The following is an 18,416-nucleotide window of genomic DNA, read 5'->3' as shown; positions in this document are numbered from 1 at the left end:
AATTTACTTATCCTTATTTATTTGGATGTTCCTTCATTGTGTTCATCCAATAGACTCTGAATCCTGGCCATTATCCTTTCAGTGGCCTGTTCAGCACTTCCTTTGTTCTCTCGTAAGTCTTGGATGTCAAGTGGCTCTCCGAAAACAACTTTCACACGGCGAAACGGCTTATAAGGTCCAATAATTACAGCCGGGATAACTGCAGCTTCACTGCGGAGAGCAAAAAACCTGCACCAGCCAGCCCCTTACCTAATTCACCAGTCTTGCTTCTAGTTCCTTCTGGAAACAAGCAAAGGACACGGTTTTCTTTTAAATATTTAATGCCCAATTTAAGAGCCTGCCTGTCCCCCCGCCCCCCGTTTTACAGGAAATACGCCGATTTTATCAAGGGTGGGGCCAAGGACTTTCACATCAAAAAGCTCACTCTTGGCCATGAAATTGATCTGGCGCTTAATAGATGTTCCTATTAAAGGGGGATCGAAGTTGCTGATGTGGTTTGAACAAATAACCACAGGACCCTCTTTTGGTATATTACTTTTCCCGATTACTTTAGGTCTGTAAACCACGGAAAAGAATATTGTAAAAAGTGATTTTCCAATTCGATAAAGAATCATGTAGCACGAACCCTTTCTTCGACGAGCCGGCAAATCTGCTGGACTACTTTCTCAATAGACAATTGCGTCGTGTCAATTTCTTCTGCATCCTCTGCTTTGGTAAGGGGAGAGATCAGACGCGTAGAATCCAGCTGGTCCCGTCTTCTGATTTCTTCAATCACTGCATCAAGCTTGGAATCCATTCCTTTTTGAATTTCTTCCTCGTATCTGCGCTTGGCTCTTTCCTCGACAGAAGCAGTTAAAAAAACTTTAACCTCTGCGTCCGGAAGCACGGCGGTGCCAATATCTCTCCCGTCAAGGACTGCCCCCTTTCTGGAAGCCAGCTCCCTCTGGGCCTCCACCATTTGCTCTCTCACCTTCTCGTGAGCTGCAACAATGGATACATTGCGGGTCACCTCATTTTGACGAATAGCAGCAGAAACCTCCTCGTCATCCACAAAAACTTCTGTACCCTTCTCATCAGGAACGAGCCGAATTTTGGTGCTTTCAAGCAGTTGACCCAGCTGCTCACCGTTGTTCAAATCCGCCTTTTCCTGTAAGCTTTCCATGTTATCGCTCTATACATGGCGCCTGTGTCAATATAGAGATAGGAAAGAGCTGAGGCAACCTTTTTGGCTACCGTGCTTTTTCCTGCTCCTGCCGGGCCATCAATGGCAATGTTGATCAGTTTCATGATTCACCCCGTATAGTTGCTATGTAGAAAATGTAAATTAGTCATTATCATTGTTATGACCTTTGTGTACATTTATATTTACACGTTATCATAACACAAAGGCCTATACAAATCTAACGTATCGCTTTTCCCACTTTCCCGCGCTGAGCGATTTGCTGTTCAAAACAAAAACGTACGATCTTCTCTCGGTCTTTACCCTCAATTTCAATAAACTGCAGGGCAGCCTGTTCTTTTACTTCGGCTTCTTTTTTATAGACATTTACAACTTTCGCTTTTGCACGTATCAATTCTGTTTCCTCTGTATTCCTGTGAAGGACTACGTACACCTTCCATATGCTTCCTATGTCTACTTTTCTGTTCCATGGAAGCACAGCAGCAGCTCCCCCACCGCTAATATTAGTTGTGAAAGTTATGATGGGAGAAGCTTTCTCTTCCACAGAATGAAGAGCCAGGTTCACACAGGCATCGACTCTCACATAGTTCCGTCTTTGAATTCGTTTCATCCCTTTTTCTCCAGGATCCTGTAACAATAGTACTGGAATCTTATCCTTATTTCTTGCCTGTATTTCTGTCACGAAAGAGTACACGGCAGAATCAGCGCCAATGATCCATGCGTGAAATACAGTGCCTTCAACAAAAAAGGCACTTTTTTGAGTCTCCTCATTTATCGGGAGATCAATAATCAATACCCCTTCCCTCTTCCCCACTAGCCGGCACCGAAAACGGCTTATTTCACCGCTGCTTATTTCTTTACGCTCCAGAAATATTCTGTCTCCTATTTCTATCATGCCCAGTCTCCTCTTTCCATTTTGAATGAATATATTCTGAATTGTTTCTCAACATTTCTTCTTTGTCTTTTATTATGGCATGATTAATAAAAAAGAAGAAGCCTGAATACAGGCTCCTTCACAGGCTGTTTGGCGTTGGGAGTGAAGTATGTAAAGAGTACTCTTCCCCTTACCATTTCATTTTCTGCGGCAATAAGAACCACTTTGTCAAAGATGTCTTGAAACACATTTGTCCCTCAAACAGATTATGACGGTTGAAACTAGCGTGAATTGGACGAAACATGCCGTTCATCCCAGCTAAAGTACAACATGCGCGTGTATTTTTGAACTAGCAGCTACTATAATACTGGAGACAAGAAAAGGGTCTCACCAATGGTGAGAACCCTTCTTATTAGCTGGGTTTTGTCCCAGCCTCAGTGGCTTGCTTATCTTTTAGTAATCTGTGTTATAAACCGGCTCGGCTTCTGCCATTTTATCTATCTGCTCTTCTTCACCGGTCTTGGCGTTAATAAAGATTCGGAATGTGTCTTGTCCGAGGGTGCCATAGAACTCATAACAAAGAACTTCTTCTTCCTCTTCGTTTTCAATAACGGCCGCATGTGCTTCTCTTACCTCAAGGTTAGGATTTAATGCTTCTTCAGCTTCCTCTTCATCTAGTTCAGGGGAGAGGTCTTGCCTTTCTTTATGATTAGCAAAGTAATCGACTCCCTCATATCCAATCACGTCACCAGTGTCTAAAGCGACATCAACTGTAACGATGTCAGGATATAAACGGACATTGTCCTGAACTGGCGCAAATTGAAACACCCCAACTGATTCATACTGACTGCTGTCAATGAGCTGCATGCTGTCAAAATGATTCCTTTCAAGGAAGTGTTCTGCTCTTTCTGAGGCTGCGTTTAAGCTGATTTGGGGCTCTCCTACATTCCTTGATTCAAGTAAGAATAAAGGGAGACCGCCTTTTTTTGTCATTTCCATATATACAGATGATTCACGTTCAGGATCCTCAATGACCAGCTCATACCCTTCATAAAAGGACCCTTCCCCTAATTCCTGGACGACAATGTTGTCCTCGTTTGGCACATCAAGAAATTCTTTCGCCCTCGCCACTGCTTTTTCTTCATCTATTTCTTCCTTGTCATCAATTCTTTCTGATAATCTCTTTTCAAAGTCTCCTCCAAACCCATTTTCAGGCCCCCAATTTGTTTCCGAGAAGCCTTCTACTTTCTCATCAATCAATGTAAAGCCGTTTACGATAGAATTATTCATGGGCTCCTGTTGTGCGAGAAGTTCACTTTCTGCGTCTGTCCAATGCCATCCTTCTCGTAAAGCTGAAGCTTGTATCTGTCTTAAGTCATGTTTGATCTCTTTTGCTTGTTCATAGTAGTTCTGTAATTCTTCATATTCCTCATCTGATAAAGGATCATCGTCCAAATTTCTAATTGAGGTTTCATAGCTGAAATCGCCTATATTATAAAGGAATTCTTCTGTTTTGCTTACAGGAATCATCCCAAGAGGAAGCTGGCCCATTTCGCTTTGAGCCAGTGATGTAACTCTCCAGACTTCTGCTAATGATCCCGACAAATGTTTTCTGGAATTCATCGCAAGCGTCGAACCGATTTCGTCTTCCAGCTGATCTATGTGATAGGCTAAATCATGGAAGGCACGCTGATAGTTGTTTTCTGTCTGCATGAGGACCTGGCTTTTTTCCTGGTTTTCATTAAAGCCCCAAAACCCTAATCCGATGACGCCAATTGCGAGAGCCCCTATAATAATATTTCGTATCACGTTTCTTCACCTCCATTAATGACAGAAAATATGTTTCCCTATTTTTTTAATTTGCGGTCTCGTCCAGATCCATCCTGAAGTTGCTGTATCTGGATTAAAGTAATATTCTGCTCCGCTTGATGGATCCTGGCCGTTAATTGCATCCAGTACAGCACGTCTCGCTGTATCATCAGGCTCTAGCCAGATCTGACCGTCAGCTACCGCTGTAAAAGCTCGCGGTTCAAAAATCACTCCGGAGGCTGTGTTTGGAAACGTCGGGCTGTGGATTCTATTAATAATTACTGCAGCCACGGCAACCTGGCCAACATACGGCTCTCCTCTTGCTTCCCCGTATACAGCGTTTGACATAATCTGAATATCATTTTCAGAATAGCCATCCGGTACATTCATGGCCTTTTGAATGTTTGCTTCATTTGTCTGTTCCTCAGGCTCTTCTTCTTCAGGGGCAGGCACTGCCGGTTCTTCCGGTGCTGCTTCAGGCGCTGCTTCTGGTGCAGCTTCTGGTGCAGGTTCCTCTGCTTGAGCCTCTTCCTGTGGAGCTGGTGCTGGCTCCTCTGCTGGAGCTTCCGGTGCTGCTCCTGGATCCCTTCTTGCTACCTCCGGCTGGTCTTGAGCTCCTTTTGGCCCTTTTTGTTTATGTTTTGGCGTCTGACCATAGTGTGTAAATTGTCTTCCTTCCCTAAGAGCTCTTTGAACAAATTCTTCATCATAATTCGTAGAGCGTTCAAGCATGGTTTTCATTTCTTCCCCTACTAAACCATCCACTTCCATTCCAAACTCTTCTTGATACTTTTTCACAGACCAGTAAGTCCCCCACCCAAATACACCATCGATGGTTTCATCGTAAAAACCAATGTACTGCAGGCGTGATTGAAGTTCCACTACATCGTCTCCAGTGGCCCCCCGTTGTATCACCTGGTCTGTAAACGCTTCTGCAGCTTGATGCGGAAATAATCCGCACAGGATGGCAGTGCAAAGAGATGCAATGATCCCTTTTTTTAAACAAGAGAGCATGTTTGTCCTCATAAATGATCCTCCTTACTTTTTTCATGACTGCCAATGTTTCCATCATTACCTAACGCTAGTTTTTGTTGGACGTTTGTTTTTATTCATACATTTTCCTTTCAATTATTGAATCAAGAAAAAATGGTAGAAAAAGCAAGCACTTTCCCACGCTTTTTCCCCCAAAAAAAGCTGCTCACATTGCCTATTGCAATGTGAGCAGCTTCCCTCTACGGCGAATGCCCAAATAATCCAGATATAATAAACATATTATGAAATTTAGAGGACGTTAAAGTACCTTCCTTCCGGATGAGCAAAAACCATCGCGGACACGGAGGCTTCTGGTTCCATCATAAATTCATCTGTCAGCTGGACTCCGATTTTTCAGGATTCAAGAGTTTAAAGAGCTTCTTCTGGTCTTCCAGATTAGGGCAGGCAGGATATCCAAAGGATACCCGGATACCCTGGTACTTAGCAGAAAAACGTTCCTCCATTGTTAAGTCAGGTGAATCCGGAATCCCCCATTGGTCTCTCATCATCTGGTGGACTCTTTCCGCAAACCCTTCCGCTGTTTCCAGCGCTGCAGCCTGAACCAGATGACTGAACAAATAATCGCCATTTTCCTTTGCTTCATTTGCCATCTGCCGGACTCCCTCTCCTGCAGTAACAGTGAGCAGCCCGATATAATCCATTTCTCCGCTTTCAGTCGAACGGATAAAATCAGCAAGACAAAGATAAGGGGCCCGCTGCTGTCTTGGAAAGGAAAATCTTTCAATTACTTTTTTCTTGTCCGGACTGTCATAAATGAGGATGTCATTACCTTCAGACTGAGCCGGGAAAAAGCGGTAGATCCCGTGTGCCTGCAGGAGCTTTTCAGACTTGGCTCTTTGCAGGAATTCATCTACCTTTTCTTTTAGCTCTACTGCTCTTTCGTCGCCTTCACTTAAAAGACGGCTTACTTTCCCTTGGAGGCCGAGGTGCCTTCCTAACAGCATCTGCATATTAATGTATGGCTCTAAATGGGAAAGTTTATAATCCCTTAATACATGCTCTTTAAGATCCGGCGGTGTTAACACTGGAACATCCTGAGAGACTTCTGAGCGCGCAGGGATTTCTTCTGCCGCCGCCTGCTTTGGCTTCTCTGCGGCTTTTGATTGTTTACTCTGCTGCTTTTCCCTGATTTCCTGCTCTAACGCCTCCCGCTTTTCTGGATATGCAAGCCGGTTTGCCAGCTCAAGACCATTCATGGCATCTTTTGAATAGAGAACAAGCCCATCATACTCTGCGGCAATTTTCTCATCGGTAAACTTCCGGGTTAATGCCGCCCCGCCAACTAACACTGGGAGGGAGATTTCCTGATTCTTTAAATCCTGTGCTGTCAGAACCATTTGCTGGGCAGACTTAACCAAAAGACCGCTTAATCCGATAGCATCAGGCTTTTCTCTGCGTACTGCTTCGATCAATTCATTTGAGGTAACCTTGATTCCAAGGTTCACAATTTTAAAGCCATTATTAGAGAGGATAATGTCTACAAGGTTTTTCCCAATGTCATGGACATCTCCTTTAACGGTAGCAAGGAGAATTTTCCCTTTCCCGCTGTCATCCTCTTTGACTTCCATATACGGTTCTAAATGTGCTACAGCAGCCTTCATCACTTCCGCACTCTGGAGTACTTCGGCCACAATTAACTCGTTATCATTAAAAAGCTTTCCTACTCTATCCATACCGATCATTAACGGTCCGTTAATGATATCCAAGGGGTCTTCATAAGAGTCAAGAGCGAGATCTAAGTCAGGGTATAACCCTTCTTTTGTTCCCTCTACAATATATTCTCCGAGACGTTCTTCAAGGGTAAGGTTTTTTTCTACTTTCTTTTTCTCAGACTTCTTGCCTCTGTAATGGGCGGTAAACTCTGCTAGAGTCTCGTCTGAAGTTTCAAAAAGAAGTTTTCTTGCAAGTTCTTTTTCATTGTCTGGAATACTTGCATACCTTTCCACTTTTTCCGTGTTTACTATGGCGTAATCAAGGCCTGCGTTTGTGCAATAGTACATAAATGCTGAGTTTAACACTTCACGGCCAACCGGAGGAAGACCAAAGGATACGTTACTAATTCCCAGTATGGTTAAACATTCTGGCAGGGCTTCTTTGATCAAGCGTATCCCTTCAATTGTGGCTTCAGCTGAACCAATGTACTGTTCATCCCCTGTCCCAACGGGAAAGACCAATGGATCGAAGATAATATCTTTTGGATTGATTCCGTACTGGTTAACAAGGATGTCATATGAGCGTTTGGCAACTTCAAGCTTTCGTTCAGCTGAAACGGCCATTCCCGTTTCATCAATCGTACCGACAACCACAGCTGCCCCAAATCTTTTAACGATCGGAATAATCTGTTTAAACCGCTCTTCCCCGTCCTCGAGATTAATTGAATTGATTACTGCTTTCCCCTGAGAATAAGTTAACGATTTTTCAATCACTTGGAAGTCAGTGGAATCAATCATTAAAGGGACCTTCACTTTATTGACGACATGCTGTAAAAAGTTCTCCATGTCTTCGGCTTCGTCCCGGTCAGGGTCAGCGAGGCAAACATCTATAATATGGGCCCCTTTTTTCACCTGTGCTCTTGCAACTTCAGATGCTTCCTCAAACTTCCCTTCTCCGATTAACCGTTTAAACTTACGAGACCCGATGACGTTTGTCCGTTCCCCGACAAATAACGGACGCATATCTTCTTCATAAATTAAAGGCTCAATGCCCGAAACGGCGTGAGGATGATCGATTTGTGCTTTCCTTGGCTCGTAGCGTTCCGCTACTTCTTTCATTACCTTAACGTGCTCCGGAGTCGTACCGCAGCATCCCCCTACTACATTCAGCCAGCCTTTCTCAGCAAAAGATTCCAGCTTTGTTGCCAGTGACTCGGGTGATTCATGGTAATGTCCTTCTTCATCAGGCAAACCGGCATTTGGGTAACAATGCACGTGGGTGGTTGCTAATTCTGAAAGAGAACGGAGATGATCTCTCATAAATTCAGGCCCAGTTGCACAATTTAGTCCTACAACTGCAGGTTTCATATGCTCTAAGGATATATAGAAAGACTCAATGGTCTGACCGGCAAGAGTTGTCCCCATTGGTTCTATCGTGCCTGAAATCATTAAAGGAAGCCTTGTTCCTAAAGCTGAAAAAGCCTGGTCAATTCCTAGATAGGCAGCCTTCACGTTTCTCATGTCCTGGCTTGTTTCAAGAAGCAGGATATCGACCCCGCCTTTAATAAGGCCCCTAGCCTGCTCTTCATAGGAGGCGATAAGCTCCTCAAAAGTAGTTCCTCCAGTCACCGACAATGATTTTGTTGTCGGTCCCATCGCGCCTGCCACATAGCGGGGAGCATTTTCTGTTGAAAATTCATCTGCCACTTTCCTGGCAATTTGTGCGGAAGCAATGTTAATTTCTTCCGCCCGATCCTCAAGATCATAATCTGCAAGGACAATATCCGTGGCCCCAAATGTATTGGTTTCTATAATGTCAGCACCCGCTTCAAGGTATTCCCGATGAATTCGCTCAACGACTTCAGGAGCTGTAAGGTTCAAAAATTCATTACAGCCGTCATACTCTTCCCCGCCAAAGTCCTCAGGCGAGAGGTCTGCATTCTGAAGCATCGTTCCCATTGCTCCGTCTAATACCAATATCTCTTTTTGTAATCGTTCTTCAAATGATATTTTTTTCTCGGTCATTGGTGTGTCCACTCCTTTTACCACCCGGTACCCCTATGCTTACCTGCTTTTTACAGTTTCTTTCTGTAAGCTCGCTTTTTCCTTTATATAGCGGGTCAGCTCTACTGTCATTTCATAACGCAAAAATGGTGTAATTAAATAAATTCCATTAAAATATTTCATTGCTTCATCTATTAACTCTTTTGCAATATCAAGGCCTTCTTTTTCTGCTTTCGCCCGATCTTCCCCGCAAGCAGCCATTCTTTCCCTGATTTCATCCGTCAGCTTAATGCCTGGCACTTCGTTATGAAGAAACTCTGCATTTCTGGCACTCACTAAAGCATAATGCCAATATACACAGGCACCGGCAAATGTTTGGTGGCTTCATGGATTTCATGAAATTGTTCTTTTCCATACACGGGCTGGCTCATAAAGTAATCTACCCCAGCCTCAATCTTTTTTTCAAGCCTTTTAACTGCTCTTTCTAACGATCTTACATTCGGGTTAAAAGCACCTGCCACTGAAAAAGATGTTTTTTCCCCTAGAGATTTTCCTGAAAAAGATCTTCCTTCGTTCATTTCTTTAATCAAGGAAATAAGATCAAAGGAAGTCAGGTCGTATACAGAGGTGGCGCCTGGGAAGTCCCCAACCTTCGTTGGGTCTCCTGTTACAGCCAGAAGATCATGTATGCCTAGAGCATGCATTCCCAATAAATGAGACTGGAGTCCAATTAAATTTCTGTCTCGACATGCGATATGAATAAGAGGACGTGCTCCTATCTTTTCCTTCACCATCGTTCCCATAGCCATGTTATCAATGCGTGGTGAAGCGAGTGAATTGTCAGCCATAGTGACTGCATCAGCTCCAGCTTCATGAAGCTGTTTCGCACCTTCTAAAAACTTGTCTGTCGCCAGCTTTTTTGGAGGGTCTAACTCAACAACAATGGCAACTTCATTTTTTGCCTTTTCAGAGAGAGAAGGCGTTTCCGTCCTCTTTGAAGCCTGAATAACTTCCTTTTCAACCGGGACTGTTTCCTTTGTATCGACGGGTTTTTCACCTTTTACCGCCTTCGCTAGCTCAGCAATATGTTCCGGCGTTGTCCCACAGCATCCGCCTATGAGACGGACGCCCTGGCTTCGCAGATCCTGGCCCCTCTCATAAAAATAACTTGGGTTCGATTGGTATACAAACCTCCCGTCATCTAAATCTGGCAGACTGGCATTCGGATAAGCCGAAATATACGCTCCTTCTATTAAGGGGACATTTTCCAGGGAACGCAGGATATGATACGGGCCCATGCGACAGTTTAAACCGACAACATCAGCTCCCTGGGCTGCGAGAGTCTGAAAAGCTTCTGTGACGCTGATTCCTCCATGGAGAACTCCAACCTCTCCTAGAGAGACCTGGGCTACAATAGGAAGGTCAGTCATCTTACGGAGCATCTGAACCGCCGACTGAACCTCTTCATAATTATAAAATGTTTCCAGAATTAAACCATCAGGCTTTTCTGAAAGAAGAGCTTTTGCCTGTTCTTTCAGTGCTGAAAGAATATCGTCATTGTCATAATCTGTCTTTTGGACTCCACGGATTCCTCCGATTGTAGCGAGGACAAAAGCATCTCCCCCGGCTGCTTTCCTTGCCAGACGAACGCCTTGTTTATTTATCTCTACCGTTTCATTCTCAAGGCCATACCGCTCTAATTTAAGACGATTTGCAGCATAGGTGTTTGTTTGAATCACGTTTGCCCCTGCCTTGATATATTCCCTGTGTACACTTGTCACAGCAGAAGGATCTTCTATATTTAAGGCTTCAAAAGAGCCTGTAAACCCTTTGTCATATAAATAAGTGCCTATCGCTCCGTCTCCGACAAGCATTCCATTTTCCAGAGCTTTTAAGAATTCCACTTCATTCATCCTTTCTCCAATACGCTTCTGTTACTGTGAAAGTTGTTCTAATGCCTGCTGTAAATCTCTTATTAAATCCTCAGCATTTTCAATTCCCACTGAAAAACGAAGGAGACGGTTACAGACACCGTTGGCCAGTCGTACTTCTTCAGGAACGTCAGCATGGGTTTGAGTGGCCGGGTAGGTCATAAAGCTTTCTACACCGCCAAGGCTTTCTGCAAATGTGACGAGGTTCAACCCTTTTAAAAGCTGATTCACATGCTGTTCATCACAGATACGAAAGGAAAGCATGCCACCTTTACCTGGGTAAAGGACTTCATCAATCAATGGATGTTCTTTCAGGAAAGCTGCTACCTTTTGAGCATTTTCCGTATGCTTTTCCATCCGCAGAGACAGTGTCTTCATGCCTCTCATTAACAGCCAGGCATCAAGAGGAGAAAGAATCGTTCCCATGCCATTATGAAAAGCTGCAATTTCTTCACAAAGCTTTTCTCCTTTTGCAACAATTAAGCCTGCGATGACATCATTATGGCCGCCTAAATACTTGGATGCACTGTGAATGACAATGTCGGCTCCTTTTTCAATAGGTCTTTGAAGCACTGGAGTATAAAAGGTGTTATCTACAATTAAAAGCAGGTTATTCTCTCTTGCAACAGCAGCAAGCCTTCCAAATCAGCTTCCTGCATTAATGGATTTGTCGGCGTTTCGATAAATAAAGCTTTTGTATTTTCTGTTATTTTTTCTGAAAAAGATGCAAGGTTTCGAGGATCTCCGTATGTAAAGGTTAACCCCCACTTTTTCCACCCTTCTTCAAATAAACGATAGGTGCCGCCGTACAAGTCCTGGGATGCCAGGATCTCATCCCCGCTTTTAAATAGCGCTAGAACTGTTTGAACAGCTGCCATTCCGGAGCTTAACGCAAACCCCTTGTCTCCGCCCTCTAAATCTGCAATCGCCTTTTCAAGAAGTTCTCTTGTAGGATTTCCTGTCCTTGAATAGTCATAGCCGGTTGATTCTCCTATACCGCTGTGCCTGTATGCAGTTGAGAAGTAGACAGGTGCGCTTACTGTGCCTGTAGCCTCCTCGCTTCTATTCCCTATTTGTGCAAGTTTTGTTTCTAGGTTGTATCGAGACATTCTCTCCACTCCTTATGATGTAATCTGTTTTTCTTTATTTTCTAATTTTTTCAGAAAAAGGGCAGCCTAAGGTTTTTGCGACCTTTAACCCTCTTTACATTTGTTGGAAAAATGCATATGTACAAAATAAAGCCTTCTTCGGTTAAGAAGAAGGCAAGACAGTATCGAGACATGCTAGCTTCTTCTCATCTTGCAGGTTTATCACCACCTGCTGGAATTAGCACCTGACCAAAACTGGCTGGTTGCTGAGATTTCTTCGGGCCATTCCCTCCATCTCTCTAGATAAGAAAGCTTCCTATAATAAAGTTGTTATTGCTACACTACACGAAAAAACATGAAATTGCAACCTTTATTCCGGCGTAGCCTCTACATTAAGCTCCGTTTCATTCCCGCATACACATCGTTTAAACCCTGTTTCATATTCACCATCAGCTCGCTGGCGTCCTCGCAGAATATATTTTTCTCCGCATTTAGGACAGCGAATCACCACTCTGTATCGAGTTTCAGTAGTCAATACGATCACTCCTTATTCCGTTCTCTCATTCGCTTTTTTCACTTTTGTTAATGCAAACCACCACAAAAAAATCATAAAAGGGGCGATGCTCGTAAAAAGATATTGATTAATGGTTAATAGTATCAAATCAAAAAAACCGTGTAAAACAACAGGAATGATCAGGGCCAGGAAAAGCCATTTTTTTACATGGTCATTCACTTTAAAACGAGCAGATCCCAGGTAATACCCCATGACTACTCCAAACAATGCATGACTGCTCACAGGCAGAAAGGCTCGTCCGACAGCAAAGTCAATACCTGTTGCCATTAGATATAACACATTCTCGGCTGCTGCAAACCCTAAAGATAAAGAAACAGCGTAAACAATTCCATCGTACCTGTTTTTCAGTGTGCCAAAACGGTAAGCGATAAAATACAGCAGAAACCATTGAAAAAACTCTTCAAGGAAAGCGGCACTGACGAATGCTTTGAACCAAGGTTCGGTAATTAAAGCCTCCCCTTCTAAAGCATATTGTATAACCATCACGGGGAAAACTAGCAGCACTCCTATAATAAAAGCTTTTATGACCTGCCCTATCATGTTTGAACCGTATTGATTGCGAAGATAAAAATATACAAGTAATGATATGGCAGGCGCAAGTGCTGCTGTAAAAAGTGTCACCACCGTCATAACCGTCCCCTCTGTTCATCTTCATGGTAACATGTTAGTTTTAAGGTTGAAAATTGTTTACCTTTTTTGCAAACCAGCATCGTTAAAAAGACCGGAAACACAGGTATATATTATTCTTATGTGAGGTGATCCTTTGAAAAAAATACTTATCATTCATACTGGCGGTACGATTGCCATGTCTGAAAATAAAGAAACGGGCATGGTCGTGCCAGAAGAAAAGAACCCTCTTCATTCTGTAAACGAAATGTTACAGGAGACAGTGAAGATAGAAACGGAAGATTATCTTCACCTTCCTTCTCCTCATATCACTCCCAGGCACATGCTGGGTCTTGCTGAAAAGATTAATGAAAAGATGAAAAATTCTCATTTTGACGGGGTCGTGATTACTCATGGAACAGATACGCTGGAAGAAACCGCCTACTTATTAGACTTGCTCTTACATTTGGACCAGCCAGTTGTTATCACTGGAGCTATGCGTTCAAGCAATGAGCTTGGCGCTGATGGCCCTCATAACTTAATTTCAGCTGTAAGAACAGCAGCAAGTGACAAAGCAGCCAAAAAAGGGGTCATCGTCGTCTTTAATGATGAAATTCATACAGCTAAAAACGTAACAAAAACCCATTCAAGCAACATCGCCACCTTTCAAAGTCCTCAATACGGGGCCATAGGGATCTTAACAAAACGTGAAGTTTCTTTTCATCACATTCCAGCGCACCGGGAACACTTTCCAGTTACAAAGCTCTCTAAAAAGGTGCTGCTTGTAAAAGCATACGCCGGCATGGAAGAAAGTGTGATGGCTCATATAGCCTCTCATCCACTCGATGGTCTGGTGCTTGAAGCATTCGGGCAAGGGAATGTGCCGCCAGCTATTGTTCCTCCCTTGGAATCACTCATTGAAAAGAACATTCCAGTCGTACTGGTATCCAGAAGCTACAGCGGTATCGTCCAGGACACATACGGCTATGAAGGAGGGGGCAGGCAGCTGAAAGAAAAAGGAGTCATATTTACAAATGGATTAAATGGACAAAAAGCACGGCTTAAGCTGATGGCTGCTCTTGAGATGACTCAGGACCATGGAAAGCTCCAGGAAATATTTCTGCGCTGAAGTTCTTTAAATCAGGCTCTTTAAAAGGTGACATTGATTTTTTAAAATTATTCGATAATAGGTAATAACGCGAAGCTCCTTCGGTCCCTTGAGCCGCAGCTCCCCCAGGGTGGTTTTCCAGGGAGCCGCGGCAATTCACGTACTACAGAAGACACCGTGGATGCATGAAGGGACACTAGAATGGATCTGGCACGCGGTCCTTTAGGCACAAGCGAGGGCCTTTAAGGGGGAATCAACAACAATGTACAAAGCCACGATCTAAAAATGACAACCTTATGAAGGCTGTCACTTTACAACTGTATGTTATAGTCCCTGGTTCTCAGCCGCTCGTATATCGTTTCGGAGACAGCATCACCATGAAACGCCCGTTTTCTATAAAAATCTCATTTGCATTGTTTCCTGCTGCAATCACACCCGCTATAAAGAGATTTCCCACATTCGTTTCCATTGTATCCTCGTCAAATACCGGGCGCCCTGTTTCCTTTTCAATTTCCACACCCATCTTGGTTAAAAATCCGTGGTCAGGATGATACCCTGTCATTGCCAAAACAAAGTCTGCCTCAACAGTTTGTTGTTCACCATCAACGATAAAATGGACACTCTTTTCAGTAATTTCTTCAGGGACAGCATGGTAATACATCTTTATTTTATTGTGGCGGATCAAAGAAAGAAATTCAGGCAATATCCAAGGCTTTACATCTTCTGGCATCTCCCCGCCCCGATATAAAACTGTAACGTTTGCCCCTGCTTTTTCTAATTCAAGTGTGGCATCTACCGCTGAATTTTTCCCGCCGATAACGACCACATTTTTTTTGAAGAAAGGATGTGCTTCTTTAAAATAATGGAATACATGCTCGCTTTCTTCTCCCTTTATCCCTATATAATTTGGATTGTCATAGTAGCCAGTGGCTGTGATCACAAAAGGGGCTTTATACTCCTTTGCTTCACCTTTTTTATCTTCAGTTAAGAGCAAAAAGGAACCATCTGCTTGTTTACAGACTTCCTTCACTTCTTCAAAAGAATGAATACGTAACTTTTTACGCTTGACAACTTCCCTGTAATAAGAAAGGGCCTGGTTCCGCTTTGGTTTTCTTTCTTCTGTTACAAACGGCAGATCCCCAATCTCTAATTTATCACTTGAACTAAAGAATGTTTGATGAGTCGGATAACGGAAAATCGTGTGAACAACGTTTTCCTTTTCAATAATCAGGGGATCCAGCCCCTTCTCCTGACAAGAGATGGCAGCTGCAGCCCACAAGGCCCTGCTCCGATTATAATGACTGTCTCTTTTATGATGCTCACCTTTGCCACTCCTTATTTTTCTGCATTAGCGAACCCCCTTCCTCTAGGAGCAGGGGGTCCTGAATGTCATATGTTCTTTATATCCAGCCTCGGAATCTGGATGCCTCGGCCATTTTTCTCACACCAATCATATAGGCAGCAAGACGCATGTCTACTTTCCGTCCATGAGCAAGACGAAAAATATTTTCAAATGCATGAACCATTACCTGTTCGAGCTTTTCTTCCACCTCTTCTTCTGTCCAGTAATATCCCTGATTATTCTGCACCCATTCAAAATAAGAGACCGTTACCCCGCCGGCACTTGCCAGAACATCCGGTACAAGAAGAACACCTCTATTAGATAATATTTTTGTTGCTTCCATCGTAGTCGGCCCATTTGCTGCTTCTACTACTATGTCTGCTTTTATATTATTGGCGTTTTCTTTTGTTATTTGGTTTTCAATCGCTGCCGGCACCAGGATATCACACTCCACCTCAAGAAGCTCTTGATTGGTCAATGTGTTTTTAAATAAGTTGGTCACTGCTCCAAATGAATCTCTCCGGTCAAGAAGGTAATCAATATCTAATCCATCTGGGTCATAAAGAGCTCCGTACGCATCAGAAATGCCTACGATATGAGCCCCTGCATCATAAAGAAACTTCGCCAAGTAGCTGCCTGCATTGCCAAATCCCTGAATAGCAACCTTGGCGCCTTCAAGAGCAATGCCTTTCTTTTTAGCCGCTTCTCTCATGCAGATGGTAACCCCTTTTGCGGTAGCAGACTCTCGTCCGTGAGATCCTCCTAACACTATAGGTTTGCCTGTTATAAATCCAGGAGAATCAAACTCCCTGATCCGGCTGTATTCGTCAAGCATCCAGGCCATGATTTGAGAATTTGTAAATACATCGGGGGCAGGAATATCCTTTGTTGGCCCGACAATTTGGCTGATTGCTCGTACATACCCTCTGCTTAAACCTTCCAGCTCACGAAAAGACATGTCTCTTGGGTCACAGATAATTCCTCCCTTTCCGCCTCCATAGGGCAAGTCCACAATGCCGGCCTTTAAAGACATCCAAATTGATAAGGCTTTGACTTCTTTTTCAGTAACGTTCGGATGAAAACGGACTCCGCCTTTTGTAGGCCCAACCGCGTCATTGTGCTGGGCACGAAAACCGGTAAACACTTTTGTGGAGCCATCATCCATCCGAACTGGAATTCTTACAGTTAGCAAACGTACAGGCTCTTTCATGAGTTCATATATTTCATCTGGATACCCCAGCTTACCCAGGGCCTCTTTTACTACTTTCTGTGTAGAAAGCAAGACATCCATGTTTTCTTGCTCTGTTTTCTCATTTTCTTCCATGTCTGTTCACCTCTATAAAAAATAGAAAAGCGTTTGTCTCAAGGCATTTGGCCAGGAGCGGCAATCATCGCGCATGTTCTAGATTTTTCACATTCAATCACTTACTACTATAAAGAAAGATTGCGTTTATTTCTACCGAAACGCTGTCTTTCTTTTCCTCACTTCAATGAGACTGCCATCCTCTCCTGCCTTTCATTCCATCCTTAGGTCCAAGCTGGTAAACCCCATAAAAAACACCTCTTATAAAGAGGTGGCCTATCGTGAAAAGTAAGATACAATCTCACTTACTGCGTTTTCATTCACCAATCTGGAAGAATATTCTTTTAAAAGTGTATAGGAAATGGTAGACGGCTCTCCATACTCTGACATCACTGCAATAAAGGTGTCCTCTGAAAGCGCAGCGGTTTCTGCCTTGTGAAAATATAGATAGTAGCGCTCTTTATGAAAGAGCAGCTGCCCGCCAGTAATTCCAGAGTCATAAAGACGCCACGCCAGCTGAATAATATCTTCAAACGATCGATATTCAAAAAGCATTTCCGGCCTCTCATCCATCGTTATTTCCAATTCCAGAACATCTTCATCCATCTCTTCAAAAGAACATGGTGCTTCTTCAGACGATAAATGAATGATCATTCCCTGAGCAGGCAGAGCATATACTTCTACTGATAAATACCCTTCTACTTTAAATCCAAGAACTTCATCTGCTTCAAGAACCATATCTCGGAACAATTGTTTCACTCGAGGAGAGTCATTCCAAAGATCATCTTTTTCTAACCCCCGCTCACTTAAATCATCCAACGTTAAAAACACTTTCACTTTATTGGTGGTTATTTTCTCCAGGCGCATAGCTGCCCCTCCTTCGCCCTGATCCACCCCGCTTTGATGCGATCACTTCTTATCCTACTTTATTCATTAGGCTTTTCCACCGTGATAGACTTTTCTATCTTCTATATTGCTGAAAGAAATCATGAAACCAATGATCCCACCCTTGTATGGTGGAATCCATAATGAGCAGATTATTACCCAACTCATTTGTTGAGGCTCCTTTTACCGCGCTCCCACCAATCCCAGTGACCGTATTCGGGTGTTTTTTTGCTACTGCCTTGACCACTTGAAGGCGCCCTCCAAATTCTTAACCATCGTGCACGAAATGAAAAAAAGCTTTGGCTGCACTTGATTTACTACCGTGAGAATGTCTCTGCCAGGAACGCCTGTACCTAAGTAAATCACATCAAATCCTTTTCTTCTCAAAAAAAACGTAAACGTTAACAGACCTAACTCATGGCGTTCATCAGGTGCACAAACAACCAGGACTTTAGGAAGATAGGCATCAACCCGGTAACTTTGAAAGATGTTACCCATTTTCATTTTTATAAAATTTGAAGCAAAATGTTCATGAGCAGCTGTTATAGAATTCCGTTCCCATAAATCCCCCACCTTTATAAGCAGGGGAGTAAAAATTTCCATAAGAACCTTTTCGATGCTGAATATACTAAAGGCTCTGTCAGCAAGAGCCTGGGCTTCACTTTCATTAAAAGACAGCAAGGCTTCCCTTATTTTAATCGAAAACTCTTCAACCTGACCGTTTCCCTTTCCTTCAACAGAATCCAGTTGAAAATCTTCTTTCTCAAATAAATCCACTGCCTGCCCAATGGTAAAACCCTTTTCCACTTTATCTATTAACCATCGTAAGGTCCCTACATGCTCCTCAGTATACAACCGGTGTCCTGCCTGGTTCCTTACTGGTTCTATAATATGGTAACGACGCTCCCAGGCCCGGAGCGTACCTGGCTGGATTCCAAGCATCTTAGATATTGCCTTAATATTGTATTTACCGGTTTCATTTTGCGACACAGGAGATTTTCACCTCT

General features: G+C 43.3%; 10 protein-coding genes, 6 pseudogenes and 1 riboswitch. Of the genes and pseudogenes, 1 reads left to right on the top strand and 15 read right to left on the bottom strand.

What is annotated here, in order from left to right; genetic code table 11:
* Positions 1 to 17: 17 nt before the first annotated feature.
* From JCM19033_RS18445 to prsW, 10 genes and pseudogenes are all read right to left on the bottom strand, one after another.
* Positions 18 to 614, bottom strand: a pseudogene (locus tag JCM19033_RS18445) (lysophospholipid acyltransferase family protein).
* Positions 611 to 1,290 (bottom strand): annotated as a pseudogene (gene cmk / locus JCM19033_RS18440) ((d)CMP kinase). The pseudogenes JCM19033_RS18445 and cmk overlap by 4 nt, the downstream one beginning before the upstream one ends.
* Positions 1,291 to 1,400: 110 nt before the next feature.
* Entirely contained in the window at positions 1,401 to 2,075 is a 675-nt protein-coding gene (locus JCM19033_RS18435; protein ID WP_054637404.1) for a flagellar brake protein, read from the bottom strand.
* Positions 2,076 to 2,507: 432 nt separating this feature from the next.
* The gene (ypeB, locus tag JCM19033_RS18430; protein WP_054637403.1) at positions 2,508 to 3,863 is read right to left on the bottom strand and encodes a germination protein YpeB; all 1,356 of its coding nucleotides are present in this window, start codon (positions 3,861 to 3,863) and stop codon (positions 2,508 to 2,510) included.
* Between the two features lie 15 nt (positions 3,864 to 3,878).
* Positions 3,879 to 4,889, bottom strand: a complete 1,011-nt coding sequence (gene sleB, locus JCM19033_RS18425; RefSeq protein WP_054637402.1) for a spore cortex-lytic enzyme — start codon at positions 4,887 to 4,889, stop codon at positions 3,879 to 3,881.
* Positions 4,890 to 5,144: 255 nt separating this feature from the next.
* Positions 5,145 to 8,593: pseudogene (metH, locus tag JCM19033_RS18420) on the bottom strand (methionine synthase).
* Positions 8,594 to 8,632: 39 nt separating this feature from the next.
* Positions 8,633 to 10,476 (bottom strand): annotated as a pseudogene (locus tag JCM19033_RS18415) (bifunctional homocysteine S-methyltransferase/methylenetetrahydrofolate reductase).
* Positions 10,477 to 10,506: 30 nt separating this feature from the next.
* A pseudogene (locus tag JCM19033_RS18410) lies at positions 10,507 to 11,612 on the bottom strand (methionine biosynthesis PLP-dependent protein).
* Between the two features lie 182 nt (positions 11,613 to 11,794).
* A riboswitch (SAM riboswitch) is annotated at positions 11,795 to 11,901 on the bottom strand.
* Between the two features lie 60 nt (positions 11,902 to 11,961).
* Positions 11,962 to 12,126, bottom strand: a complete 165-nt coding sequence (locus tag JCM19033_RS24475) for a hypothetical protein (RefSeq protein WP_198153567.1) — start codon at positions 12,124 to 12,126, stop codon at positions 11,962 to 11,964.
* Positions 12,127 to 12,138: 12 nt separating this feature from the next.
* Entirely contained in the window at positions 12,139 to 12,795 is a 657-nt protein-coding gene (prsW, locus tag JCM19033_RS18405) for a glutamic-type intramembrane protease PrsW (protein ID WP_306301393.1), read from the bottom strand.
* A 133-nt stretch (positions 12,796 to 12,928) separates the two neighbouring features.
* On the opposite strand from prsW, the gene JCM19033_RS18400 reads away from it, so the two are divergent.
* Entirely contained in the window at positions 12,929 to 13,900 is a 972-nt protein-coding gene (locus JCM19033_RS18400; protein WP_054637401.1) for an asparaginase, read from the top strand.
* Between the two features lie 290 nt (positions 13,901 to 14,190).
* Here JCM19033_RS18400 and JCM19033_RS18395 read toward each other — a convergent pair.
* From JCM19033_RS18395 to JCM19033_RS18380, 5 genes and pseudogenes are all read right to left on the bottom strand, one after another.
* Positions 14,191 to 15,196, bottom strand: a pseudogene (locus JCM19033_RS18395) (YpdA family putative bacillithiol disulfide reductase).
* Between the two features lie 83 nt (positions 15,197 to 15,279).
* The gene (locus JCM19033_RS18390) at positions 15,280 to 16,545 is read right to left on the bottom strand and encodes a Glu/Leu/Phe/Val dehydrogenase (RefSeq protein WP_054637400.1); all 1,266 of its coding nucleotides are present in this window, start codon (positions 16,543 to 16,545) and stop codon (positions 15,280 to 15,282) included.
* Positions 16,546 to 16,800: 255 nt separating this feature from the next.
* A complete protein-coding gene (locus JCM19033_RS18385; RefSeq protein WP_269758369.1) occupies positions 16,801 to 17,418 on the bottom strand; it encodes a genetic competence negative regulator in 618 nt (205 codons plus the stop codon).
* 67 nt (positions 17,419 to 17,485) lie between these two features.
* Entirely contained in the window at positions 17,486 to 17,656 is a 171-nt protein-coding gene (locus JCM19033_RS23750; protein ID WP_157049962.1) for a hypothetical protein, read from the bottom strand.
* Positions 17,641 to 18,399 carry a MerR family transcriptional regulator gene (locus JCM19033_RS18380; RefSeq protein ID WP_054637398.1) on the bottom strand — a complete coding sequence of 253 codons (759 nt, stop codon included), beginning with the start codon at positions 18,397 to 18,399 and terminating at the stop codon, positions 17,641 to 17,643. The genes JCM19033_RS23750 and JCM19033_RS18380 overlap by 16 nt, the downstream gene beginning before the upstream one ends.
* Between the last annotated feature and the right edge of the window lie 17 nt (positions 18,400 to 18,416).

It is taken from the genome of Thalassobacillus sp. C254 (assembly GCF_001310615.1).
This window is presented reverse-complemented; position numbering and strand designations above follow the sequence as displayed.